Source organism: Skermania sp. ID1734, assembly GCF_007489285.1.
GTDB lineage: Bacteria > Actinomycetota > Actinomycetes > Mycobacteriales > Mycobacteriaceae > ID1734.
The window spans coordinates 22,566-45,131 of record NZ_VLIY01000003.1 but is presented as its reverse complement, the minus strand read 5'-3'; the positions used below and the strand labels follow the sequence as shown (position 1 = coordinate 45,131).

At 66.9% G+C, this 22,566-nt stretch carries 25 protein-coding genes; 12 read left to right on the top strand and 13 right to left on the bottom strand.

The window, feature by feature from the left end:
* Nucleotides 1-5: 5 nt before the first annotated feature.
* The gene (locus FOS14_RS04190) at nt 6-431 is read right to left on the bottom strand and encodes a roadblock/LC7 domain-containing protein (protein WP_185981613.1); all 426 of its coding nucleotides are present in this window, start codon (nt 429-431) and stop codon (nt 6-8) included.
* Entirely contained in the window at nt 428-3,100 is a 2,673-nt protein-coding gene (locus FOS14_RS04185) for an ATP-binding protein (protein WP_255450062.1), read from the bottom strand. The genes FOS14_RS04190 and FOS14_RS04185 overlap by 4 nt, the downstream gene beginning before the upstream one ends.
* Before the next feature lie 159 nt (nt 3,101-3,259).
* Here FOS14_RS04185 and nadE point away from each other — a divergent pair, with 159 nt between their 5' ends.
* The gene (nadE, locus tag FOS14_RS04180; protein WP_370512160.1) at nt 3,260-4,096 is read left to right on the top strand and encodes an ammonia-dependent NAD(+) synthetase; all 837 of its coding nucleotides are present in this window, start codon (nt 3,260-3,262) and stop codon (nt 4,094-4,096) included.
* Nucleotides 4,097-4,100: 4 nt separating this feature from the next.
* Here the strand turns inward: nadE and FOS14_RS04175 are convergent, their stop codons facing one another.
* From FOS14_RS04175 to moaA, 4 genes are read right to left on the bottom strand one after another with little or no spacing between them, the layout of a single operon-like run.
* Nucleotides 4,101-4,922, bottom strand: a complete 822-nt coding sequence (locus FOS14_RS04175) for a DUF4097 family beta strand repeat-containing protein (RefSeq protein WP_143769023.1) — start codon at nt 4,920-4,922, stop codon at nt 4,101-4,103.
* A gap of 29 nt (nt 4,923-4,951) precedes the next feature.
* Nucleotides 4,952-5,428: a hypothetical protein gene (locus FOS14_RS04170; protein ID WP_143769022.1), complete on the bottom strand. Its 477-nt coding sequence runs from the start codon at nt 5,426-5,428 to the stop codon at nt 4,952-4,954.
* Nucleotides 5,429-5,478: 50 nt separating this feature from the next.
* Entirely contained in the window at nt 5,479-5,736 is a 258-nt protein-coding gene (locus FOS14_RS04165; RefSeq protein ID WP_255450061.1) for a MoaD/ThiS family protein, read from the bottom strand.
* Complete coding sequence (gene moaA / locus FOS14_RS04160) at nt 5,729-6,787, bottom strand: GTP 3',8-cyclase MoaA (RefSeq protein ID WP_143769020.1); 1,059 nt, start codon at nt 6,785-6,787, stop codon at nt 5,729-5,731. Before moaA ends, FOS14_RS04165 begins: the two co-directional genes overlap by 8 nt.
* Nucleotides 6,788-6,845: 58 nt before the next feature.
* Here moaA and glp point away from each other — a divergent pair, with 58 nt between their 5' ends.
* From glp to FOS14_RS04145, 3 genes are read left to right on the top strand one after another with little or no spacing between them, the layout of a single operon-like run.
* The gene (gene glp, locus FOS14_RS04155) at nt 6,846-8,030 is read left to right on the top strand and encodes a gephyrin-like molybdotransferase Glp (protein ID WP_143769019.1); all 1,185 of its coding nucleotides are present in this window, start codon (nt 6,846-6,848) and stop codon (nt 8,028-8,030) included.
* Nucleotides 8,027-8,995 carry a bifunctional molybdenum cofactor biosynthesis protein MoaC/MoaB gene (gene moaCB / locus FOS14_RS04150; protein WP_143769018.1) on the top strand — a complete coding sequence of 323 codons (969 nt, stop codon included), beginning with the start codon at nt 8,027-8,029 and terminating at the stop codon, nt 8,993-8,995. The genes glp and moaCB overlap by 4 nt, the downstream gene beginning before the upstream one ends.
* Nucleotides 8,988-9,401, top strand: coding sequence for a molybdenum cofactor biosynthesis protein MoaE (locus tag FOS14_RS04145; protein ID WP_143769017.1), 414 nt, complete (start codon nt 8,988-8,990; stop codon nt 9,399-9,401). The genes moaCB and FOS14_RS04145 overlap by 8 nt, the downstream gene beginning before the upstream one ends.
* Here FOS14_RS04145 and FOS14_RS04140 read toward each other — a convergent pair whose 3' ends face one another.
* Nucleotides 9,402-10,421, bottom strand: a complete 1,020-nt coding sequence (locus FOS14_RS04140) for a GTP-binding protein (protein ID WP_143769016.1) — start codon at nt 10,419-10,421, stop codon at nt 9,402-9,404.
* 20 nt (nt 10,422-10,441) lie between these two features.
* Nucleotides 10,442-11,830: an N-acetylmuramoyl-L-alanine amidase gene (locus FOS14_RS25425; RefSeq protein ID WP_185981612.1), complete on the bottom strand. Its 1,389-nt coding sequence runs from the start codon at nt 11,828-11,830 to the stop codon at nt 10,442-10,444.
* A gap of 375 nt (nt 11,831-12,205) precedes the next feature.
* Between FOS14_RS25425 and FOS14_RS04130 the strand changes: the two genes are divergently transcribed.
* The 3 genes from FOS14_RS04130 to FOS14_RS04120 are packed head-to-tail and all read left to right on the top strand — an operon-like array spanning nt 12,206 to nt 14,458.
* On the top strand, nt 12,206-12,691 hold the full coding sequence (locus FOS14_RS04130; RefSeq protein ID WP_143769015.1) for an oxidoreductase: 486 nt from the start codon (nt 12,206-12,208) through the stop codon (nt 12,689-12,691).
* Nucleotides 12,684-14,174, top strand: coding sequence for a molybdopterin-dependent oxidoreductase (locus FOS14_RS04125; protein ID WP_143769014.1), 1,491 nt, complete (start codon nt 12,684-12,686; stop codon nt 14,172-14,174). The genes FOS14_RS04130 and FOS14_RS04125 overlap by 8 nt, the downstream gene beginning before the upstream one ends.
* Complete coding sequence (locus FOS14_RS04120) at nt 14,174-14,458, top strand: hypothetical protein (RefSeq protein ID WP_143769013.1); 285 nt, start codon at nt 14,174-14,176, stop codon at nt 14,456-14,458. Before FOS14_RS04125 ends, FOS14_RS04120 begins: the two co-directional genes overlap by 1 nt.
* Here the strand turns inward: FOS14_RS04120 and FOS14_RS04115 are convergent.
* The 5 genes from FOS14_RS04115 to FOS14_RS04095 all read right to left on the bottom strand — a co-directional run bounded on the left by FOS14_RS04115 (nt 14,422) and on the right by FOS14_RS04095 (nt 17,354).
* Entirely contained in the window at nt 14,422-14,754 is a 333-nt protein-coding gene (locus FOS14_RS04115) for a hypothetical protein (protein WP_143769012.1), read from the bottom strand. The two genes, FOS14_RS04120 and FOS14_RS04115, sit on opposite strands and share 37 nt — an antisense overlap.
* A complete protein-coding gene (locus tag FOS14_RS04110) occupies nt 14,751-15,680 on the bottom strand; it encodes a hypothetical protein (RefSeq protein WP_255450060.1) in 930 nt (309 codons plus the stop codon). Before FOS14_RS04110 ends, FOS14_RS04115 begins: the two co-directional genes overlap by 4 nt.
* 122 nt (nt 15,681-15,802) lie before the next feature.
* Complete coding sequence (locus FOS14_RS04105; protein ID WP_143769312.1) at nt 15,803-16,264, bottom strand: hydrogenase maturation protease; 462 nt, start codon at nt 16,262-16,264, stop codon at nt 15,803-15,805.
* Nucleotides 16,261-17,022 (bottom strand): hydrogenase nickel incorporation protein HypB, encoded by a 762-nt coding sequence (gene hypB / locus FOS14_RS04100; protein ID WP_143769011.1) that lies wholly within the window; start codon nt 17,020-17,022, stop codon nt 16,261-16,263. Before hypB ends, FOS14_RS04105 begins: the two co-directional genes overlap by 4 nt.
* A 2-nt stretch (nt 17,023-17,024) precedes the next feature.
* A complete protein-coding gene (locus FOS14_RS04095) occupies nt 17,025-17,354 on the bottom strand; it encodes a hydrogenase maturation nickel metallochaperone HypA (RefSeq protein ID WP_143769010.1) in 330 nt (109 codons plus the stop codon).
* Nucleotides 17,355-17,512: 158 nt separating this feature from the next.
* On the opposite strand from FOS14_RS04095, the gene hypF reads away from it, so the two are divergent.
* From hypF to FOS14_RS04070, 5 genes are read left to right on the top strand one after another with little or no spacing between them, the layout of a single operon-like run.
* Nucleotides 17,513-19,804, top strand: coding sequence for a carbamoyltransferase HypF (gene hypF, locus FOS14_RS04090; protein ID WP_143769009.1), 2,292 nt, complete (start codon nt 17,513-17,515; stop codon nt 19,802-19,804).
* Nucleotides 19,801-20,514, top strand: a complete 714-nt coding sequence (locus FOS14_RS04085; RefSeq protein WP_143769008.1) for a hydrogenase assembly protein HupF — start codon at nt 19,801-19,803, stop codon at nt 20,512-20,514. The genes hypF and FOS14_RS04085 overlap by 4 nt, the downstream gene beginning before the upstream one ends.
* Complete coding sequence (locus tag FOS14_RS04080) at nt 20,511-21,170, top strand: SIS domain-containing protein (RefSeq protein WP_143769007.1); 660 nt, start codon at nt 20,511-20,513, stop codon at nt 21,168-21,170. The genes FOS14_RS04085 and FOS14_RS04080 overlap by 4 nt, the downstream gene beginning before the upstream one ends.
* Nucleotides 21,167-22,252, top strand: a complete 1,086-nt coding sequence (gene hypE / locus FOS14_RS04075; RefSeq protein WP_143769006.1) for a hydrogenase expression/formation protein HypE — start codon at nt 21,167-21,169, stop codon at nt 22,250-22,252. Before FOS14_RS04080 ends, hypE begins: the two co-directional genes overlap by 4 nt.
* Nucleotides 22,253-22,272: 20 nt before the next feature.
* On the top strand, nt 22,273-22,545 hold the full coding sequence (locus FOS14_RS04070; protein WP_143769005.1) for a HypC/HybG/HupF family hydrogenase formation chaperone: 273 nt from the start codon (nt 22,273-22,275) through the stop codon (nt 22,543-22,545).
* The last annotated feature ends 21 nt before the right edge of the window (nt 22,546-22,566 follow it).

The following is a 22,566-nucleotide window of genomic DNA, read 5'->3' as shown; positions in this document are numbered from 1 at the left end:
GCCTGTCAGTACGCCGTCGAAGAGCGCGGCGAGGCCTGTACCGCCGCCCCGACCCGGTCGACGAGCAGCGCCATCTCGTAACCCACCTGACCGATATCGCACTCCGAGGAGGTCAGCACCGCCAGATGCGAGCCGTCGCCCACACTCATCAGCAACAGATAACCGCGCTGCATCTCGATCACCGACTGCAGCACGCCGCCGCCGTCGAACAGGTTCGAGACGCCGGTCGACAGGCTGGCCATCCCGGCGGTCACGGCAGACAACTGCTCGGCGCGGTCCAGGGGCAAATGCTCGCTCGCGGCCATGAGCAATCCGTCGGCGGAGACCAGCGCCGCATGCGCGACGCCGGACACTTCGCGAGTGAAGTTGGTCACCAGCCAGTCCAGTGGTCGCCCGGGTGCACCGGCGCTGGCGCTCATCGGGTCGTTCATCGCTCTCCTTCGGTACTCCGCCGCCGCGCCTGGTCGGCCCGGCCGGTTCGCACCCCCCGCTGATGGCGGCCCAGGCTGGACCGGACCGCATCAGGATCGCGGCGCCCCTGCCTCCCCGCCGCTGAACTCGACACCGAGCCCGGCACCAACCGGCTGCCCGGCTGCCGCTTCGGCAACCCCGCTGCCGTACGGCCTTGCACCGTCGCTTCGGTGGCCATGCGGGCCGCCGTCCACCCGGCGTCGGCACGGCTGTTCCACACGTCGGCGACATTGAAGTCGACCTTGTCGGAGTCGGCGAGCCACGCGGACACCATTTCGCCGAAGATCGGCGTGTCCTCGATCGGCTGCGGCGCCTCCTCGAGCCGGGAAGTGAAGAACGACGCCGTTTTCGCGGGGTCGCCGCGGTGCCGCGTCGGTGCCGCGGGCTCGGTGGCGGTGGCGGCAACAGGTATCGCAGTCGGTTCCGGGGCCGGCGCGGCCGGCTGGCGTTGCGGCAGCCCTGCCCCTGGTTGACCCTGCGGCAGCCCTGCCCCGGGTTGGCGCTGCGGCAATCCGCTGGCCGGTTGCCGCTGCGGCAATTCTGGGCTGGGTTCGCCCTGCGGCGGCGGACTGACGGGTTCGCGCTGGGGTAATCCCGGCCCAGGTTGGCGCTGCGGCAATGCGCTGCCCGGTTGGCGCTGCGGTAGGCCGGTGTGGACCGCGTCGACGCCATTCGGCGCGGCAGCGGCGACCGGGGCCAGCGGCGGCCTTGGAGCGACTGGCTCGCGCGGCTCGGCCGACGCCTGCGGCACCGGTGCTGGTGCGGGCGACGGCGCGGCAACCGTCAGTTGCGGGGGCAGGTGAATACTGGCGACGATCCCAGCGTTGCGCGCGGTTTCCAGCGTCGGCCGCAGCCGCACGCTGATCCCGTGGCGGTGCGCGAGCTGGCCCACAACATAGAGGCCCATGCGGCGCGCAGTCTCCGCACTCACCGTCGAGCCTTCGCGCAGTTGCGTATTGATCGCGTCGAGCTGCGCCGGCGGGATGCCGATGCCGGTGTCGGCGATCTCGATGATCCAGCCGCCGTCGATCGCGCGGCCGTAGTGGAAGCCGACCTCGCTGTCCGGCGGCGACGCGCGCAGGGCGTTGTCGAGCAGTTCGGCGATGATGTGCACAACGTCGGCCACCGCGCTGCCGGCGATCAGGCCGTCGGGAACAGCCCCGATGCGCACCCGCTGGTACTCCTCGACCTCCGAGATCGCACCACGCACCACGTCACCGAGCTGTACGGCCGCGTTGCGCTGCTGCCGGGTCTTGGTGCCCGCCAAGATGAGCAGGTTGTCGTTGTTGCGGCGCATCCGGGCGGCAAGGTGGTCGAGCCGGAACAGGCTGTCGAGCCGAGTCGGGTCCTTCTCCTCCTGCTCGAGTGACTCGATGAGGTTGAGCTGGTGATCCACCAGCGACTTGTTGCGGCGCGACAGCGTCTCGAACATGTCGTTGACCTGCAACCGGAGCTGGGCCTGCTCGCCGGCGAGGCGCAGCGCCTGGCCGTGCATGTCGTCCACGGCGCGGGCCACCTGACCGATCTCTTCGGTCGTGCGCACCGGAACGGGCGACACCTGAATGTTCTCGAGCCGCTCGCCGGCCTTGATCCGATCGATCTCTTCGGGCAGTTCGGCGTGCGAGACGCGCAGCGCGCTTTCGCGCAGCCGGCGCAGCGGCGACAGCAAGGAGCGCGAGACCAGGACCGCGAGCACCGTCGCGATGATCAGTGCCGCCAGCACGATGGCGATGTCGCGGATAGCGACGTTCCGAGCGTCGGCCACACGCTGGTCGATCACCGAACTGATGTCGGCTGCCGCCTGGCGGGTCATGTCGGTGTAGGCGGCCTGGCTGGCCAGCAGCGAGGCACGCAGCTTGTCCACCGGCAACGGCTGGTTGTGGCCGCGCGCGTCGAGCAGGGTGGTGATCCGGTCGTTGGTGAGTTTCTGCAGATCGGCGATCTTGGCGGTCAGGTCCGGATTGCTGCGGCGCAAGTTGTCGAGCATCGCGAGTTCGCCGCCGGCCTGCGTGAGCACGTCGGTGCCCGGGTCCTTGGGGTTGAGCAGCATCTGCACCCCGGCCAGCGTCTCGTCGCGCAGCGCCCGGTAGGCCCCCTGCACCTCGAGCAGCCGGTTGGCGGCCTTGTCGATGGCGCTGTCGGACATGGGCCCGACGATCAGGTCGATCGTCTTGGCAGTCTCGTCGGCGAGGCGGTGCAGGACGGCCGCAGTCTCGGGCAGGCCGCGTCCCGGCTGCTTACCGGTGGACCGGACCAACTCGGCCGTGTCGATCATCTGGCTGATCGCGCCCTTGGCGTCGGGGTACAGCCCCGATCGGTTCAGGTCGGCGCGGGCGGCTTGCAGTTGCTTGTCGAACTCGGCCAGGTCGGCGTCGGTCACCGTGTTGGACAGCTGGCCGCCGGAGACGATTCCGGTGATGCCATTGAGCTCGGCGACCGTGGAGATGACGTCCGCGTACTTCGCGGCGTCGTGCAATTTGGTGGCCTGCTGAATTTCACTCGCCACCTGCATGGCACCGAGTACGATGGCAGCAATCAGCGGAACCGCCACCACGGCAACCACTTTCCAGCGCAATCCCCATTGCTGGATGTTCCATGGGCGCGCGGAAGGGGCGACGGGTTCACTCACGTTCGGGTGACTCTCAATCTCGGGTAGCGCATCTGGCGCACGTGCCGGGTTGGCACGGCCTTGAGCATGTCGAAAAGTTTACCGAGAGGGGCTGCCGCCAGCGCAAATGCCTGTGGTGGAGGTAGCCACGACCTTGCTCTCGTGGCTATCGTGGCGCAGGTGACCAGAGCACAGATCATTTCCGAACTCGGCGTCGCCGCAACGATCGATCCGGCCGCCGAGATCCGCCGGCGCACCGACTTCCTCAAGCAGTACTTGGTCACCTCCGGAGCCAAAGGTTTCGTCCTGGGCATCAGCGGCGGCCAGGACAGCACGCTGGCCGGGCGGCTGTGCCAGTTGGCCGCCGAGGAATTGCGTGCCGAGGGGCATGATGCGACGTTCCTGGCGGCGCGGTTGCCGTACGGCACCCAGGCCGATGAGGCGGATGCGCAGATCGCGCTGAAGTTCATCCAGCCCGACCGGACGGTCGAGGTCAACGTCAAGCCGAGCGCCGACGCCGCGGCGGCCGAGAGCGCAGCCGCGATCGCCGACCTGCTCGACGGCGAGACGTCGCTGCGGGACTTCGTTCGCGGCAACATCAAGGCCCGCGAGCGCATGGTGCTGCAGTATGCGATCGCCGGCCAGCTCGGATTGCTGGTCGTCGGGACCGATCATGCCGCGGAGGCCGTCACCGGCTTCTTCACCAAGTACGGCGACGGCGCGGTCGACGTCACCCCACTGGGCGGACTGACCAAACGTCAGGGTGCCGCACTGCTGCGTGAGCTCGGAGCACCCGAGTCCGTGTGGGTCAAAGTGCCCACGGCAGACCTCGAGGACGACCGTCCTGCGCTACCGGATGAAGAGGCGCTCGGCCTGCGCTATGCGGAGATCGACGACTATCTCGAGGGCAAAGACGTCACCCCGGAGGTGGCCGAACGCATCGAGTCGATCTTCAACACCACCCGGCACAAGCGCGCCACCCCGGTCGCGCCGTTCGATGACTGGTGGCGCAGCTGAGCGGCTACACCGGCTGACGGGTGCTGCGGTGCAGCCGCACGTTGCCGTTGCCGGTGCGGGCGCGGATGTCGATGACCGCCTTGCCGGTCGGCGGTGTGTCCTCAACGGGAAGTTCGCTGTGCACCCGGCCGTTGCCGGTGAGCACGTCGAGCCGCGCGGTTTGACCGGCCGGTAGGCCTATGCTCATTCCGCCGGAGCCACTCACGAAATCGATGTCGCCCTCCGCGCACTCGATGCTGGCCGTGCCCGACCCGGTCCGCATGTTGACCGGTCCACGGGCCACCCCGATGTCGAGGCTGCCGCTCCCGCAACGCACTTCGACGCCGCCACGAATCTGATCGATGCGGGCGCGACCCGACCCGGTCTTGACGCTGACATCGCCGGTGACCTCGGTGCCCCGCGCCTGGCCGCTGCCGGAACGGAAACGCAGGTCGCCGTCGACGGTTTCGAAGATCAAATCCGCAGCGCCGGTGACGATGTCGGCGGTTCCGACGGTGCCGGTCAGCGTAATCTGCGACCCGCGAGTGGAGATGCGCACCGGCGTGCCGGTGGGAACGGTGACCTCCACGTCCAGGGCGTCGCGGCGCCCGCCGATCAGCGCGGCAATGTCGGCAAGCCCGAACCGCGGTTGCTGCTCCTCGACGGTCAGGGTGGTGCCCCTCATGTCCACCGTGACCATGGCCTCCGCCGCCGAATCGGGGTGGCGTGACGACAGCGTCACGGTGGCTTCGGTCACGTCGTCGCGGGCGTGCACGGTGAGCGCACCGTAGCCGAGGCGGCAGGCGAGGCTGATGGGGCCAGAGACGGGAAGCGTATAGGTGGTCATAGTTTTCTCTCCCAATGGTCGTGGTCGGCTTATCCGGTGACCCAGCCGGTGACGCGGCCGTGGGTCTGCTTGCCGTAAGACGTTGTGCGCAGCGATAATCCGGCGCGGGCCGTGCGCACGAGCCAGGTGTTCACCGACACCGACTCGCGGTTGGCGGCGCGCTCGATTTCGGCCTTGAGGGCATCGGAGAGCCGCAACGAGATTCGGGCGTTCGCGTCGCCGTCGTCGGATTGCGGTTCGGGCGCGGGGCTGGCCGCCACGTGGATGCGCAGTTCGTCGCCGTCGAGTTGCGTGGAGATGGCCGGTGCACCGTGTGCGTCGGCGTCGATGAGCGCGGCGGTCATCTCATGGGCGGCGTCGGTGACGGCAGACAGGATCGCGAGCCGGACCGCAGACTCTGCCGCGCCGGCCAATGCCGCCGCTGTCTGTTTGGTGCGCTCGTCACCGAGCGCGGCGGCCGCCTCGAGTTGGCGGTGTACCTGTTCGACGTAGGGTTCGAGAAGCATGATGTCATGATGACATCACTTTGGCGGCACTGCAATGTCGACCGCGAAAATCAGCCGCCTGCGAATGGCGGGAGGACGTCGACCCGGTCGCCGAGCAGCTGTCCGCGGTCCCGGGTCAGCTCGTCGCCGACCAGGAACGCGGCGACCCCGAGGATGCGCGTCATGGCTGCGCCGTACTTGTCGGCAAGCACGTCATGCAGGTCGGCCACGGTCGCAGCAGCGGTCAGGTGCAGATCTTCCTTCGCGCGTCCGGCCGCCTCGGCGGCGGCGGCGAAATAGCGAACCTCAACAGTGCGGGTATCAGCCACCGATAGCTCCCATGCTCCGCTCGGGCGGCGCGAAATCGGCCGCATCGATGCCGTGCCCGGCCCACTTGTTCCACATGGCGGCGCGCCACAACTGCGCGAGTTCGGCGTCGTCGGCGCCGTTGCGCATCGGCGTACGCAGGTCGAACTCCCGGTCACTGAACAAGCACGAACGGATCATTCCGTCAGCCGTGAGCCTCGTCCGGTCGCAATCGCCGCAGAAGGACCGGGTGACCGAGGCGATGATCCCGACGCGCTGCGGCCCGCCGTCGACCAGCCACTGCTCCGCCGGGGCCGCGGGATCCGACCGGCCGACCTCGGTGAGCGTGAAGCGTGCAGACAGCACCTCGAGCAGCTGCGCAGCGGTGACCATATTGGTACGAGCCCATTCGTGGTCGGCGTCGAGTGGCATTTCCTCGATGAACCGCAGCTCATGGCCGTGCTCGAGGCACCAGCCGAGCAGATCGGCCGCGCCCGCCAGTGTCTGCGGCATCAGCACCGCGTTGATCTTGACAGGCGTGAGCCCGGCGCCGTGGGCGGCCCGGATGCCGGCTAGGACCGACGGCAGCCGGTCACGCCGGGTGAGCTGAGCAAACTCCGCGCGGTCGACTGAGTCCAGCGAAATATTGACCCGGCTCAGCCCCGCCTCGGCGAGTCCGGGCGCCCGGTGCTGTAGACCGACGGCATTGGTGGTCATCGACAGCGGCACGTCCGGCGCCTTCTCCCGGCAGCCGGAAATGATCTGCTCGAGGTCGCGGCGCAGTAGCGGTTCCCCGCCGGTGAAGCGCACCTCATGGATGCCGAGTAGATGCACCGCTATCCCGACCACCCGCGCGATTTCCTCCGCGGTGAGCAATTCCTCGGCCGGAATAGCCGGCAACCCTTCGGCCGGCATGCAATAGGTGCAGCGCAGCGAGCACTTCTCGGTGATGGAGATGCGCAGATCACGCGCCACCCTGCCGAAGCGGTCGACGAGTTCGGGCACCTCCGGGCGGCCCGCCGCCGTCGGGCGGGCACCACGGACAGCGGGGATGCCCACGTCAACCAGCGTCATTGGTCCAGTATGCCGCGGCCAGCGGCGACCGGGCGCGGGGAGCCGTTAGCCTGAACCCATGACGCGGCGGACCGTGGACGAGCAGATCAGCAAAGTCACGGCGCTCCTGCAGCCGATCGGTGCGCAGCCCGCCGAGCGGGTACCGCTGCGAGAGGCCCTCGGGCGACTGCTCGCCACGGACGTTGTCGCCCCGATCGATCTGCCACTGTTCCGCAACTCGCAGATGGACGGTTTCGCGGTTCATGCGGTCGATCTCGGCGCGATTCCGGCGACGTTACCGATCGTGGGGACCATCGCGGCCGGAGACACCGGCGCCACACCATTGCCGCCGCGGTCCGCGGTGCGGATCATGACCGGCGCACCGCTGCCCGACGGCGCCGACTGCGTCGTCCCAGTGGAGGACACCGCCGTCGACGGCGAAAAGGTGACCATTCACCGCAGACGCACGGCGGGCGAGTTCGTGCGTGAACCGGGCAGCGACGTCGCCGCCGGCGCCAACCTTGTCGACGCGAACACACTGCTGCGGGTCCGACACCTCGCCGCGCTGGCAGCCGTCGGTATCCAGACCGTGGACGTCCGCCGCCGTCTCCGCGTCGCCGTTATCACCACCGGAAACGAGCTGATCCCGGCCGGAGAACCGTTGCGGCCCGGGCAGATCTACGACTCCAACGGGCTCGCTCTCGCCGCGAGCGTCGCCGCCAACGGCGCCGAGGTGGTGTCGGTCGGCCACAGCAGCGATGACCCCGCGGAGTTTCTCGTTGTCTTGACCGCGGCGGCCGCCGCGGCGGATCTGGTGCTCACCTCGGGTGGGGTGTCGATGGGTGATTTCGAAGTGGTCAAGGAAACCTTGCAACCGCGCGGCGGCGACTTCGCGCATGTGGCGATGCAACCTGGTGGACCACAGGGGATTTCGAATTTCGACGGCGTTCCGGTGCTGAGCCTTCCCGGGAATCCGGTGAGCACCCTGGTGTCGTTCGAGATCTTTCTGCGCCCGTTCCTGCGCGCCGCCGCGGGCCTGGCTGCGCGCAAAACGTGCGAACTGCCTACCCAGCGCCGGATCACCTCGATCCCCGGCCGTCGCCAGTTTCTGCGCGGGCGCACCACCGATCTTGGGGTCGAGCAGGTTTCGGGTCCGGGATCGCATTTGGTGGCGGCCATGGTCACCGCCGACGTGCTCATCGACATCGGCGAAGACACCGTCGAGATTCCCGCCGGCGAGTGTGTGCGAGTGTTGCAGTTATGAGCACGTTCTCCCACCTCGATGCCGAAGGCCGGGCACGGATGGTCGATGTCAGCGCCAAGATCGACAGCAGCCGAACGGCCGTCGCGGCGGGCGAGTTCGTCACGACACCCGAGGTGGTGACGCTCGTGCGCGCCGATGGTCTGCCCAAGGCGGACGTGCTGGCCACGGCCCGGATCGCGGGCATCGCAGGGGCCAAGAAGACCTCCGAGTTGATCCCGCTGTGTCACCAACTGGCGTTGTCGTCGGTATCGGTGCGTTTCGACTTCACCGACACGGCGATCACCATCGAGGCGACGGCAAAGACCAAGGGCCCCACCGGGGTCGAGATGGAGGCCCTCACCGCCGTGGCGGTGGCCGGTCTCACGTTGCATGACATGGTGAAGGCCGTCGACCCGGCGGCCACCCTCACCAACGTGCGGTTGTTGACCAAAGACGGCGGTAAGCACGGCCACTGGCAGCGTGAAACCGCCGTCCCGGCAACGGCTCCCGCCAAGCGCTCCGCCACCGTGCTGGTGGCCTCGACGGCCGCGGCCGCGGGCAGTCGCACCGACACGACCGGTCCGCAGATCGCAGACTGGCTGCGCGAGCGCGGTTTTGCGGTCCGCGGTCCGTTGGTGCACGCCGACGCCGACATCGCTGCCGGACTCGCCGACGCCCTCTCGGATTCCCCCGCCCTGGTACTGACTACCGGCGGCACCGGCGCGTCGCCGACCGATGCCACGCCGGAGGCGACCCGCGCCGTGATCGACCGGGAACTGCCCGGGATTGCCGAAGCGATTCGGCAGCGCGGCGCTGCGGCGTTTCCGCTGGCGTCGCTGAGTCGCGGCATCGCGGGCCTTGTGGGTCGCACTGTCGTCGTCAACCTGCCCGGCTCACCGGGTGGCGTCCGCGATGGACTGGCGGTGCTGGAACCGATGCTGGATCACCTGTTGGATCAGGTCGCCGGAGGTGGTCGTCATGACTGAGTTGGTCGCACGGATCTCCGCCGAACCGCTCGACCCCGCAGTCGTGGACGCAGCGGTGGCCGGCCCACGCCACGGCGCCGTGGTCGTGTTCACCGGAGTAGTGCGTGATCACGATGGCGGCCAAGCTGTTTCGATGCTGGAGTATCAGTGCCACCCCGACGCGGAGCGATTCTTGTCGCAGATCTGCGCCGAAATCGCGGGCGCCAACGACCTTCCCGTTGCCGCGATTCACCGGGTCGGCGAACTGAAGGTCGGTGACCTGGCGCTCATCGCGGCCGTGGCGGCCCCGCACCGCGGCGAGGCGTTCCGGGTCTGCGCCGAGCTGGTGGAGCGGATCAAACACGAGGTGCCGATCTGGAAGCGTCAGCACTTCGCCGACGGGGTGTCCGAATGGGTGGGCCTGTAATCACCGGGTGAGCGCGTCGACGCGGAGCATGGCGTGCGGGTCGGGCGGCTGATCCTCGTCGTGCTCTGTCGCCCGGAGTCGGGCGAGTACGTCCGCGCTGTCCAGGCCGATGCCGATGAACACGAGTTGGGTGCGCGCCTGCTCGCCGCGGCGCCACCGGGTCGCGGTGAAGCTGACATGTCTTCCGACCGTGTGCACGACGTGTTTGCGATGGATGTCGGCGGCGAATCCGACGATGCCTTTCGCCCGGAAGAGTCCGGCGGGCGGGTGCTCCAGGAAAGCCATCAGCTTGCGCGGATCGAGCGGGACGTCGGTGCTGAACTCCACAGACTGGTAGCGGTCATGCAGGTGCTCGTGCGTCTCGCATCCGGTTTCGCGCATCAATTCGTCGAGTGAGAGTTGCGCTCCGGCCTGCGAAGTGCGCTTCCCGGATACGTCGAACAGCATGGCTGGGTCGACCCGCCCGTGCGCGGTGGGAAGCACGGGCACGGGTCCGGCCAGCGCACGCACGCGCGCGATGAGGTCGCTGAGTTCGTCCGACCCGACGCGATCCGCCTTGTTGATCACCACGAGGTCCGCCAGCCGTGCGTGTCGTGCAAGCTCCGGATGCGTGTCACAGGTGTCGTCGAACTCGACCGCGTCGACCACATAGACCAAGCCGCCGTAGCGAATTCGCTCGCTGCGGGCGCCGAGCACCATGCGGATCAGCGCGCGCGGCTCGGCGAGACCGCTCGCCTCGATGACGATGCTGTCCAGCGCCGGGCGCACGGCGGCCAGCCTGTGCAGTACCCGGTCGAGGTCATCGGTGTCCACGACACAGCACACGCAGCCGTTGCCCAGTGACACCATCGCATCGACCTGGCCGGCCACCAGCATCGCGTCGATGTTGACTTTGCCGAAGTCGTTGACCACCACGCCTATTCGCGCGCCGGACGGATGCCGTAACACATGGTTGAGTAGGGTCGTTTTGCCCGCGCCGAGAAATCCGGCGACAAGGAGCACAGGAACGTGGGCCACCATCGCAGCCCAGGGTAGCGCTGCTACCCGGTGCCCTTGCCCAGTGCGCCCACCAGCGCTTCGGCGAGCCCGGACAGCAGCGACACCGGGCTCGTCCCGTGCAGGTCGATACCGGCGGCCTGCAGCAGCGGCTGCAGGGTCGAGATCAGGGTGGAAAGCAGCTCGTTCGCCTTGCCGCTGTAGGCCGGCGCGGTAGTCGTCTGCGACAGGCTGTCGCTACCCGGGATCGACTGGGTGCCGAGCGCAGTGGCCGGCGGCAGCGCAGAGGTCGTCACCGCGCCGACGGGCGGCACCGCGTCCGTGGTCGGTACTGCCGCGTTGGTCATGGGCATTGCGTTGGTCATCGGCACTGCGTTGGTCATCGGCACTGCGTTGGTCATCGGCACGGCGTCGGTGGTCGGAATTGCCGCGTTGGTTGTGGGCACGGTGTTGGTTGTGGGCACCGCGGCGTCGGTGGTGGGCACCGCGACGTCGGTGGTGGGCACCGCGTCGGCGGTCGGCAAGGCATCCAGCGGCGTGGCGGCCGCCGCGTTGGTCGTCGCGGCGGTCAGGGCTGCCTTCGGCGAGTTGGCCGACCCGAGCAGGTAGGTGACGACGCCCGTGGTGATGGCGATCGCATTCTTGAGTTGACCGTCCTGCGAGTCGAGAACCTTGGCGTCGTCGGCGTTGGCGCCGTTACCCATCTCGATGAAGGCTAGCGGGATCTTGGTCAGCGCTGGTCCGGCAATGTCGCTGCGCGGCATCACGCCGTCCACCCCTGCATAGGTCGACGGCGTGAATCCGTTCTTCACATATGCATCGCGCATGTCGCGGGTGAACTGCAGGCCCTTTGTCGACTGCACGTCGTTGACTGTCTTGTCCGGAATGGGGAGCGTGGGCACGATCAGGTGGAAGCCGTGGTCTTTGCCAGCCACATCGGCGGGCGTGCCGTCGGCATGGATACTGACCGCGACCTGCGCACCGGAGTTGTTAGCGGCCTGCGCGCGCTCGTCGATGCAGCCACCCCAGCCGGTGTCGTCCTGCCGGCTGAGCACCACCTTCGCGCCGAGGCTCTCCAGCGCACTCTTGGTTAGTTGCGCGACCTTCCAGGCGATGGTGTGCTCCGGCACGCCCTCGACGGTGGTCATCCCGGTGGTCTGGCAGTCCTTGTGACCGCCGCGACCGTCGGGCACCTGCTTGCTCAGCTGTTCCGGCGTCGCGCTGGCCTGGTGACCGGGGTCGAGGAAGATCGTTTTGCCGGCGAGCACCGTCTTGGTGTCGGTACCGGTCGTCGCAGTGGCGGACGTACCCGCGCTCGCAGTGGATTCGGTGTTAGCCGTTGTCGTGTCGGGATCACCGTGGGCGACCGCCGGCACCGCGACGGACGACGCCAACGCGGCGGCAAGGCCGGCTTTAAGAACAGTTCGCTTCATATTTCGGACCGGCGCGGCAGGGCAATGCCACGCCGCCTCCTTCCACATCAATCACACAAGTAGTGATGTTTCACTGTGACAACAGAAGGCAACAGACGCAAACTCTTTGCTCGAGCTCGTTATGAAACCGTTGCGCCGAGCGCGCTTTACACCGTCAAGGGACACTCGGTAGATAATTTCTGGGAAAAACAGTCCTGAAGTTTGAAAAACTCCGTGTAACACCAACCCGTTGCCTGTATACATAGAGGTAGCCCCGCGCTGCTGCTCGACCCCCGACCGTGCAGCAGTGTGGGGTTCTTTACTGCGCATAGCCCGGCTCGTTTCGGGTACTTCCTGCGTCGGACGTCCGGCCCCGGTCGCAGGAGCTTCTCAGCAATGAACCTCGAAGGCTTCCTACTGAAGCAGTTCCGCAAGACGCGGCTCTACCGCATGCTCACGGTTTACCAGTACGTGGCGCTGAACCTGCCCAAAGTGATCACGCTCGTCGGCGCCGGGCTGCTACTCGGGCTGGCGGGCGTGCACATCTACATCCTGGTCAGCGAAAGTGCGCTGCCGACATGGGCTTTCGCGGCCACGGTGGCGTTCATCGTCATCTGCTTCGTGGCCGCGGTCATGCTGACACTGAGACCGGTGGTGTGGGCAGGCTGGGCGCTGGGCGTGATTGCCTCGATCGCGTTCGTGGTGTTCTACGTGGTCAGCCGACTCGCCGGACTGCCCGGTATGCCCGAAGCGCGGACCTGGTGGGACTACTCCCCCGGCAGCCTGGCCGGCGCGTGCGCACTGATGTACCTCGGCCTGTCCGCATCGATCCCGCTCGGCATCGTCATCGCCTACCCCCAGAAACGAGCCTGGCATGACTGAACTCGACTTTCCCGCCTGGCTGCGCATCGAGCACTGGCTCAACGTCCTGTTCATCACGCTGCTCATCCGCAGCGGCATCGAGATCCTGGCCAGCTACCCGAAGCTGTTCTGGCGCGACGACAGCAAGCCGGGCGAGGAATGGGCCCGGTTCACCCGCAAGACCATGCCGACCGACAAGCTCTACGACACCCTCGACGAGGAGGAGAGCTACTCGTCGATCATCGCGCTGCCAGGGCACAAAAAGCTTGGTATGGGCCGACATTGGCACTTCGTCAGCGTGATGGGCTGGATTCTGGTGGGCGTCGCCTATTACGTGTTGCTGTTCGCGACGGGTCAGTGGCGCCGCTACATCCCGATGTCGTGGTCGATAGTGCCCGAAGCATGGACCGACGTCGTCACCTACCTGAGCTTCAATCTGCCGCCGCTACTGCCCGGCGAGCCGCTCGACGCGATCCAGAAGCTCACCTACGCCGGTGTCATCTTCCTGCTGGCACCGTTCCAGATCTTGACCGGTGCCGCCCAATCCCCCGCGGTCGAGGCGCGGTTCCCCTGGTACGTCCAACTGTGGGGCGGGCGACAGTCGGCACGCAGCCTGCACTTCCTCGGCTTGCTCGCGTTCATCGTCTTCATCATCGTCCATTTGTTCATGGTGTTCTTCTGGAGTTGGGGCCAGCTCAACGCGCTGATGATCTTCGGCCACGTCCACAACCTCAACTGGGCCATCGGATGTTCGTTCGGGATCATCGCCGGCATCGTGGCGATCCACGTGGCGGCGACCGTGTGGAGCCTGCGCAGTCCGCGGTCGGTGCAGAAGGTGCTCGGCGCCATTGTCCGCCAGGCCCGGCTCGGTCTGCTGCGCCCGATGACGTCGCGGCAGGACTACTCCAATCGGACGATCTCCGGCGAGCACCGGGTCAACGGCAAACCTCCCGACTGCACCGCCTACAAGGTCATGGCGGTGCACAACTTCGCCGACTGGCGCCTCGACGTCGGCGGACTTGTCGAGAACCCGCGTCAGTTCACCCTCGACGACTTGCGCGGGATGCGGGAAAAGCAGGATCAGACCGTGCTGCACAACTGTGTGCAGGGCTGGTCCAGCATCGGCAAGTGGAGTGGACTGCCGTTGCGCGACCTCGTCGCCGCGGTGCGGCCGCTGCCCGACGCCAAATACATCTGCTTTCTCACCATGCAAGAAACGGGCCGCGACGACCCGAGCGCAGAAGGCGTCGGCCAGTTCTACGAGGTGCTGGATCTCAGCCTCGCCGACGACCCGCAGACACTGCTGGCCTACGAGATGAACGGCGACCCCTTGCCGATCAAACACGGTGCGCCGCTGCGACTGCGGGTAGAGAACCAGGTCGGCTTCAAGATGGCCAAGTGGATCGACAGGATGGAGTTCATCGACGACTACTCCGCCATCGGTAAAGGCATGGGCGGCTGGCGGGAGGACAACGTCTTCTACGACAAGGACGTGGAGGTCTGATGGGCAGCAACGGGCGTCGACCCGAGAACACCGAATTGTCCGACCCGGAAAAGGATTTGGTCCTTGCCCACGTCGAGGACATCGGCGCAAAGTGTCACAGTTGCGGCGGCACCGACTTCGCCGTGGGCGATGCGCTGTATCTGGGATTCCTGTTCCGCAGCGAAGATCAAGACGCCTACATGGTTGCGCTGACGTGCAAAAACCCAGACTGCGAGGTGCCGCACACGGGCGTTCATCTGCACCGCGATCAGTTCTTGCGCGGCGCCTCCCACGAGTCTGCTTGACCTGTAATGATTTTTGGTCGCGGCAGTTTTAGTCGCTGCATATCTGACGCCAATGAGTTCAGGTCCGAACACAACTGACCGTAGCGAGCCCGTTGGTGCTCGGAAAGCACACCGCGATCGTGATAGTAGGCCAGCCGCGGCAGCCGACCGGAAATCATCGCTCCCCACCGGATGCTGAAGTCGTACACCTTGCCGTCGTCGGCGGCCAGATCGGGATTCGCGGCCAACTCGCGCAACAGTTTCACCTGCTCGAACAGGATGTCGAGATCAGTGTCGGCGCCGATGACTGTGCTCATACTCGTGGCTTCGCGACGCTGATGAGATACGGCTCGTCCCGCAGTGTCAGATACACCCGGTGCGGCCCGACCGTCATGCCTGACACCGGCGCCGTGACCCCAGAGGGTCGCACGCTCGCTATGTCGAACGTGCGGACGACGGGGATCGCGCCGTCGGTGTACCCCTCGAAGCTGCGGGTTTCGAGCACCACCACTTTCCGGTCGGTCGCGGCATAGATGCGCGTGTCGTCGGTGCCGATCGCTCTGATCTGGCCACCGAGGTCGGCGGAGCCGACGATCGTCAATCCGTCGCCGCCAGGCCGGGAATCGATCGCGAGTAACCGGTTGGTGCCTTTTTCGGCGATGTAGACGCGGGTGACCTTCGTGCCGTCACCGGCAATGGCGGCCACCGCGGTGGAAAGGTTGCCGGTGTCTTCTGCCGGCGAGGACATACCCTTGTAGTGCGCGATGCCGTTGTTCCCGACGACGTGGAACTCCACCTGCCGGCCGCGAGCCGCGCCCTCGAGTTCGGCGTCGGCGCCGGCGTGCACCGAGGTGGGCGCGAGCGTCGTGCGACGGTGCAGGTCAACGGGAGTCACGGTGGAGCCGTCCTTCGACAGCGCCAACAGGACGCGCAACCCGGAGTCCAGACCGAGATAGGACGGCGACGCACCGGCCGCGAGGGTGCCGGCCGCGCTGAGGTCGGTGGTGCGGATCAGCGCGACTCGATCGCGGGTTGGTTCGGCGACGAAGGCAACAGTGTCGTCGACCGGACTGATCTCGATGTTTTCGCCCACTTCCGGCATCGGCGCGGAAAACGTGGTAGCGCCATGGTCTTTCGCGTCGACCTTCGCGATTCGGTTGTCGCCGGTCAGGCCGAGCAGCGCGGCGTCGGAGAACGACCAGACCGGCGCATGCAGCGGCGCCCCGATCCGTTCGATGTTCACCGCAGGCGACGATTCGAGCACCTCACCTGGCGCAGCGCACCCAGCAGCCACCGCGGTCGCCGCTACCACTAGTAGGTACCTGCCTCGCACCACGTCGCTGGAGGTACCCGGCGGCAGTGTGGCTAAACAGTGGTCAACGTCCGGATCAGTTCCGTCACCGAATCGACCGCGCGGCCAACGGCTTCCGACACCGGCGGACTCAGCGCGATGCCGTCCGCGGTTTCGGCGACCTCGCAGCCGACCACGATTGTGCGCGGCGGGGTGGCACCCAATGCGGTGACGCCGGCGAGCACGGCCACCGGATCCATGCTGTGCGCGTCGAGTTGGCCGGCACCTGCGCCAGCGGTGTCCGCCTCGAACACATGCAACCGGCCGGGAGTGCCGCGATTGGGGATGGCGTCGACCAAAACGAGCGTCTCCCAACCGTTGAGCAGCTCGTAGGCCAGGTGCACACCGCGGATGCCGTAGTCGACGGCACGCACACCGTCGGGCAGCCGGACTGTCGCCATCCGGCGCAGCACCTCCGGCCCGAATCCGTCGTCTCCGAAGAAGATGTTGCCGATCCCGGCGACCAGAATCTTCATGAGTGGCGGGCGGCGATCCAGTCGAACCACTTCGACATGCCTTCGCCGGTCTTGGCCGAAACCGTGAGCATTTCAAGTCTCGGATTGATCGAGCGGGCATAGCGTTCACACGTGTCGACGTCGAACTCGACGTACGGCAGCAAATCCACTTTGTTCACGAGCACCAGGTCTGCTGCGGAAAACATGTGCGGATATTTCAGCGGCTTGTCGGTTCCCTCGGTAACCGATACCACCACCACTTTCGCGGCTTCGCCCAGGTCGAAGAGCGCTGGACACACCAAATTTCCGACATTTTCGACAAAGAGCAGGGAATGCGGTGGCGGATCCAACGAATTGAGCGCGCGCTGCACCATTTCCGCGTCCAGGTGGCAGCCGGCGCCGGTATTGATCTGCGCCACCGCGCAGCCGGTTTGGCGGATGCGTTCGGCGTCGAGCGTGGTCTCCTGGTCGCCCTCGATCACCGCGACCGGCCGCTCCACCTGCGTGATCGTCTTCTCCAGCAGGGTCGTTTTGCCGGCGCCCGGCGAACTCATCATGTTGAGCGCGACGATGTCGCGCCCGGCCAGCCAGCCGCGATTGTGTGCGGCTGCCAAGTCGTTTTTGGCCAGTACCTTCTGTTCCAGCGAAATGGTCTCGGTGGCCGGTGCGTGCGTGTGGCCGTGACCGTGGCCATGACCGTGCTCGTGCGTATGGGCGGCGTTGTCGCCCAAGGTGATTACGGTCGTTTCCGCTTCGCCGCATCCGCAGGTCGCGCACATGGTCAGCTCACTTCCATCGACATGATCCGCAATTCTCGACCGGACATCACCGTCACGTCGGCGCTGCCGCAACGGCACAACACGATGAAGTCGGTAACCTCGAAATCGGCCCCACATTCATGGCAATGCGCGGCCCCGGGCGGCTGTTCGATATCGAGCCGGGCGCCCTCCATGACCGTGCCCTGGGTCGCCAACTCGAAGCAGAACTGCATGGCGTCGGGGACGACGGCGCACAGCACCCCGATCTGCACTTGGACGCTGTGCACCGTGCGATCGCCCGCGTGCTCACACACGGCATCGACAACACTCTGAGTGATCGACATTTCGTGCATCGCTTTTCCCGGTTACCCCGAAATACCGCTTGCGATCACGATATGACTGATCGATTCCGGGGTACAGCAAAAAGGGGTAACGTCGAATTCGCAGCCACACCAACATTGGTGAGGAGGTTCGTCGGGGTGAATTTCGGAATTTCGCATTCGCCGCGCACGTGAGCGCACGCCGCAGGTTGACCGTCCGGGGCGTCGTTCAGGGCGTCGGCTTCCGGCCGTTCGTCGCCCGGCTCGCCGGTGAGCTCGACCTGTGCGGTTACTGCGGCAACGACGATTCGAGTGTCTTCATCGAGGTCGAGGGTCGCCACGACGCCGTCGAAAACTTTGTTCGCCGGCTCCCGGCCAGCGCACCACCGCTCGCCGTGATTTCCGCCGTCGCCGTCGATGACCTGCCGCCGCAGGGCGACCGCACCTTCCGGATCGTCGAAAGCCGGCACACCGCCGGCGGCCGCACTCTTGTGTCCCCCGACATCGCCACCTGCGCCGACTGCCTACGCGAACTTCGGGATCCGCGCAATCGCCGCTATCGGCACCCGTTCATCAATTGCACCAACTGCGGGCCGCGGTTCACGGTCATCACCGACCTGCCCTACGACCGCCCGGTCACCACCATGGCGTCCTTCCCGATGTGCGCCGACTGCGCCGCGGAATACCGCCGTCCCACCGACCGCCGCTACCACGCGCAGCCCATCTGTTGTCACCAGTGCGGCCCGCGGATCTGGCTCGAGACCGACGCCGGGCGCGTCGACGGTGACGACGCCGTGCTCAGTGCAGCGCAGGAGGCGTTGTCGGCGGGACTCATCGTCGCGATGAAGGGGCTCGGCGGGTTCCATTTAGCGTGTGACGCAACCAATCCCGCAGCGGTGCGCCGACTTCGCGAGCGCAAGCACCGGCCGGCCAAACCGTTTGCCGTGATGGCGCCGGACGTTGCGGCGGTTCGTCGCTGCTGCACCGTGTCCGCCGACGAGCAACGCCTACTCGAGGCGCCCACGCGCCCGATCGTGCTGCTGCGCAAGCACGGCTGCGGCCCGATAGCCGACGAGGTGGCTCCCGGAATCGACGAACTCGGCATGATGCTGCCCTACACGCCGCTGCACCATCTGCTGTTGGAGCCGCCGTCGACCCTGTTGGTGATGACCTCGGGCAACCTCAGCGGTGAACCGCTCTGCTACACCAACGACGACGCCCGGGCGCGGCTGGCCGACATCGCCGACGTGTTCCTCATGCATGACCGCGACATCGCGGTGCCGTGCGAGGACTCGGTGCTCGCGGTGTCGGCTGGTCGGGAGGTGCCGATTCGGCGGTCGCGCGGGTTTGCGCCGCTGCCGGTGCTGCTGGACTCACCGGCACCCGTTGTGTTGTCCGTGGGCGCCGAACTGAAGAACACCTTTTGCCTGACCCGGCAAGACTTTGCGTTCTGCTCGGCTCATCTCGGTGACATGGGCACGCTGGAGAGCCAGCGCGCCTTCGAACGGTCGGTCGAGCAGTTGACCACGATGCACCGTGTCACTCCCGAACTCGTCGTGGCCGACGACCATCCCGGTTACGCCACGCGGCAGTGGGCGCAGCGCTACAGCGACGCGACCGGCGTGCCGATGCGCACGGTGCAGCACCACCACGCCCATGTGGCCTCGCTGCTCGCTGAGCATGGTCGGGTCGGCACCCGCATCCTGGGTGTCGCGTTCGACGGCACCGGATACGGCTGCGACCGCACCGTGTGGGGCGGCGAACTGCTCCTGGTTGGGCCGGATCTTCTTGCGGCCTCGCGGGTTGGGCACCTGCGTGACTTCCTGTTGCCGGGTGGCGAGGCGGCCGTGCGCAACCCCGCACGCGTCGCACTGGCGTTGCTGCACGAGGCAAGCATCACCGACATCGACGGGTTGCCGTGCACCCGAGCACTCGACGACCCCGAGCGGGACCTCGTTGCCTCGCAATTGCGCACCGGCGTTGGCTGCGTGCGCACCACGAGCATGGGCCGACTGTTCGACGGCGTGTCGTCGCTGCTCGGAGTCCGGCATCGGGTCAGCTACGAAGCCCAGGCGGCGATCGAACTCGAAGCACTCGCCCGGTCGGCCGACGATGCTGCTGCCGTGCCGATGGCCTTGCGCGACAACATCCTCGACTTCGAGCCGGCACTGCGCGGCATCATCGCCGGTCTGCTGGGTGGAACCGACCCGGCCGCGCTGGCGCTGGGCTTCCATCACGCGCTCGCCACCGCCACCGCGAACCTCGCCGCCACCCTTGCCGACAGCGCCGGCGTCGGCACTATCGGTCTGACCGGCGGGGTGTTCCAGAACCGCATCCTGCTGCGCGCGCTTCGAACGGACCTGGAGCGCCGCGGATTCGAGGTACTCGACCACAAGATCGTGCCGGCCAATGACGGCGGCCTGTCGCTCGGACAGGCCGTCCTCGGGATTGCCGCAACACCTTCGATCGGAGTAGCACCATGACAGCTCAGATATCCGCTCCGCTCATCGATGCCGACCTTGCCGCCGACCTCGCCGCCGCTGCCCTCGCGCTGGCCCGAAAGTTCAACGCCGGCGCCACCTTGTGGGTGATTTCGCCGCAGTGGGAGCCGCACGCGCATCACGTGGCGGTCGAGTTCGTCCACCCGGTGATCATGGGCCTGCGCGCCTTACCGTCGGTGGCGCTCGTCGAGCCCGATCCGGTGGCGCAGTGCCGCGTCGCTACCCGGCCCGGCGACGTGATTATCGCCGTGGCGTCCGCCGACCAGCCGCAGGTGATCGACGCGATGCGCCGAGCGCCGGCGTGGGGTGCGATGACGATCTGGATCGGCTCAGGTCCCCGCCCACCCGTCGGCAGCGCGGATCACACGCTGTGGCTGGCCTCCGACGACCCGATGATCCCGGCAACCGGTCGCTTCGTCCTGATGTACCACCTCCTCTGGGAACTGACGCACGTCTGCTTCGAACACCCCGGCCTGCTCACCGTCGACAGCAGCCACAACGTCTGCATCACCTGTGGAGACGAGGGCCGGCTCGCCGAAGTGATCCTTCCGCCCACCGACAACCAGGCCTTGGTCCGCACCGACACCGGCGAAGAGCTCGTCGACACCACCGTTCTCGGCGACGTCGACGTGAACGACCTGCTGCTCGTGCACGGCGGCACCGCCATCACCCGACTGGAGGAGGTCCAATGAGCGACACCGAAACCACCAACTTCCTCTACCCCTTCATCGACGCCGAGGAAACCGACGCCGACTCGCTGCTGCGCGACCTGGCCAGTTCAGCCCAAGGCAAAGCGACCGAAAGTGCTCGTCTCCAACGAGTTTCGATGGAGGAATGGGGTGAGCAGATCCGGGCCGCCGGGCAGCAGATGGCCGAGCGGTTCCAGCGCGGCGGCCGGCTCTACACCTTCGGCAACGGCGGCAGCTCGACCGATGCCGCCACCCTCGCGACCTTGTTCAGCCGCCCGGCGCGTGGCCGACCGGTGGCGGCCTGGTCGCTCGCGGCTGACCAGGCCGTCGTGACGGCCCTTGGCAACGACGTCGGCTTCGAGCTGATCTTCTCCCGGCAGATCATCGCTCACTCTAAGCCGGTCGACATCGCGATCGCCCTGTCCACCTCCGGTAACTCCGACGACCTCATGACCGCCCTGGCCGAAGCCAAGAAGCGCGGACTGCTCACCATTGGCTTCGCCGGCCACGACGGCGGTCGGATGGCCACCACGCCCGATTTGGACTACTGCTTCACCATTCGGTCGCAAAGCATCCACCGGATCCAGGAGAGCCACGCACTCGTGGGATACCGACTGTGGTCGGTGGTGCAGGACCAGTTGGCGGGTGGCCGGCCATGACCACCCCGACGGACCGTGAAGACCGAGTCCTACAGCGCATAGACGCGTTCCGCCAGCGGCGTCCGCGGTTGCGCGACACCGTGGTGACGCTCGCACACGGCGCCGGCGGAAAGTCGTCGGCGGCGCTGCTCGACGCGGTGTTTCTCGAAGCCTTCCGCAATCCCGAGTTGGAGCAACTCGGTGATGCGGCGGCGTTGACATTGCCGTCCGGCGACAGGGTGGCGTTTTCCACCGACTCGTATGTCGTTTCGCCGCTGCGCTTTCCGGGCGGTTCGATCGGCAATCTTGCCGTCCACGGAACGGTCAACGACCTCGCCGTGTCGGGTGCACGACCGCAATGGCTCTCCGCGGCGTTTGTCATCGAAGAAGGGTTCGAGATCGCCGGGCTGGTCGAACTCGTCTCCGACATGCGCGAATCCGCGCACAACGCAGGCGTGGACATCGTCACCGGTGACACGAAGGTGGTCGGCAAGGGCGCCGCCGACGGCGTGTACATCTGCACCGCCGGAGTCGGGGTAATTCCAGCCGGTCGCGAACTATCGCCGAGCCGGGTACGAGCGGGTGATCGGGTGGTCGTGTCGGGGACCATCGGCGAGCACGGCATGGCCGTGATGCTTGCCCGCGGCGACCTGGCGTTCGAGGCCGACATCGACTCGGACACCGCGCCGGTCAACGGCATGGTCGAGGCACTGCTGGCCGCCGCGCCGGCGACGCGGTGGATGCGTGACGCGACCCGAGGCGGCGTCGCGACCGTGTGCAACGAGCTCGCCCAGACCGCCGGTGTCGCAATAGTTCTGGACGAGGACCGGCTTCCTGTCCAGCCGCAGGTGCTGGGCGCGTGCGACATGCTCGGCATCGACCCGGTGTACGTCGCGAACGAAGGCAAGTTCATCGCGATCGTCGCGCCGGACGAGGCGGACGCCGCGGTTGGGGCGCTGCGATCGCACCCGCTCGGCGCAAACGCGACCGTGATCGGCGAGGTATTGGAACAACCGCACGGCGTCGTGGCGCTGCGCACGGCATTCGGTGGCAGCCGCATCGTCGACATGCTGGTCGGCGACCCGCTACCCCGAATCTGCTGATAACACACAGGAGAACCGCTATGTGCTTGGGAATTCCAGGGCAGGTGACAGAGATAACCGATGCCGAGCAGCACCTGGCCAAGGTGGACGTCAACGGAATCCGGCGGATCATCAGTGTCCGCCTGCTCGCCGAAGACGGCCTGCGGCCCGGCGATTGGGTATTGGTCCATGTCGGCTTCGCCATGTCGAAGATCGACGAGAAGGAGGCGCAGTTGACGCTCGATCAGGTGCAGAAGATGGGCGCGGACTACGTAAACGAAATCGACGCGTTCAACTCGTCGCAGATTGCTTGATACGAAAAACGGGGTGACAGA

What these genes read in the sequence shown, in the direction of transcription:
- FOS14_RS04190 (WP_185981613.1), bottom strand. Translation starts at nt 431, where the DNA reads ATGAACGACCCGATGAGCGCCAGCGCCGGTGCACCCGGGCGACCACTG.
- FOS14_RS04175 (WP_143769023.1), bottom strand. Translation starts at nt 4,922, where the DNA reads ATGACCACCTATACGCTTCCCGTCTCTGGCCCCATCAGCCTCGCCTGC.
- FOS14_RS04170 (WP_143769022.1), bottom strand. Translation starts at nt 5,428, where the DNA reads ATGCTTCTCGAACCCTACGTCGAACAGGTACACCGCCAACTCGAGGCG.
- moaA (WP_143769020.1), bottom strand. Translation starts at nt 6,787, where the DNA reads ATGACGCTGGTTGACGTGGGCATCCCCGCTGTCCGTGGTGCCCGCCCG.
- glp (WP_143769019.1), top strand. Translation starts at nt 6,846, where the DNA reads ATGACGCGGCGGACCGTGGACGAGCAGATCAGCAAAGTCACGGCGCTC.
- moaCB (WP_143769018.1), top strand. Translation starts at nt 8,027, where the DNA reads ATGAGCACGTTCTCCCACCTCGATGCCGAAGGCCGGGCACGGATGGTC.
- FOS14_RS04145 (WP_143769017.1), top strand. Translation starts at nt 8,988, where the DNA reads ATGACTGAGTTGGTCGCACGGATCTCCGCCGAACCGCTCGACCCCGCA.
- FOS14_RS04140 (WP_143769016.1), bottom strand. Translation starts at nt 10,421, where the DNA reads ATGGTGGCCCACGTTCCTGTGCTCCTTGTCGCCGGATTTCTCGGCGCG.
- FOS14_RS25425 (WP_185981612.1), bottom strand. Translation starts at nt 11,830, where the DNA reads ATGAAGCGAACTGTTCTTAAAGCCGGCCTTGCCGCCGCGTTGGCGTCG.
- FOS14_RS04130 (WP_143769015.1), top strand. Translation starts at nt 12,206, where the DNA reads ATGAACCTCGAAGGCTTCCTACTGAAGCAGTTCCGCAAGACGCGGCTC.
- FOS14_RS04125 (WP_143769014.1), top strand. Translation starts at nt 12,684, where the DNA reads ATGACTGAACTCGACTTTCCCGCCTGGCTGCGCATCGAGCACTGGCTC.
- FOS14_RS04120 (WP_143769013.1), top strand. Translation starts at nt 14,174, where the DNA reads ATGGGCAGCAACGGGCGTCGACCCGAGAACACCGAATTGTCCGACCCG.
- FOS14_RS04115 (WP_143769012.1), bottom strand. Translation starts at nt 14,754, where the DNA reads ATGAGCACAGTCATCGGCGCCGACACTGATCTCGACATCCTGTTCGAG.
- FOS14_RS04105 (WP_143769312.1), bottom strand. Translation starts at nt 16,264, where the DNA reads ATGAAGATTCTGGTCGCCGGGATCGGCAACATCTTCTTCGGAGACGAC.
- hypB (WP_143769011.1), bottom strand. Translation starts at nt 17,022, where the DNA reads ATGTGCGCGACCTGCGGATGCGGCGAAGCGGAAACGACCGTAATCACC.
- FOS14_RS04095 (WP_143769010.1), bottom strand. Translation starts at nt 17,354, where the DNA reads ATGCACGAAATGTCGATCACTCAGAGTGTTGTCGATGCCGTGTGTGAG.
- FOS14_RS04085 (WP_143769008.1), top strand. Translation starts at nt 19,801, where the DNA reads ATGACAGCTCAGATATCCGCTCCGCTCATCGATGCCGACCTTGCCGCC.
- FOS14_RS04080 (WP_143769007.1), top strand. Translation starts at nt 20,511, where the DNA reads ATGAGCGACACCGAAACCACCAACTTCCTCTACCCCTTCATCGACGCC.
- hypE (WP_143769006.1), top strand. Translation starts at nt 21,167, where the DNA reads ATGACCACCCCGACGGACCGTGAAGACCGAGTCCTACAGCGCATAGAC.
- FOS14_RS04070 (WP_143769005.1), top strand. Translation starts at nt 22,273, where the DNA reads ATGTGCTTGGGAATTCCAGGGCAGGTGACAGAGATAACCGATGCCGAG.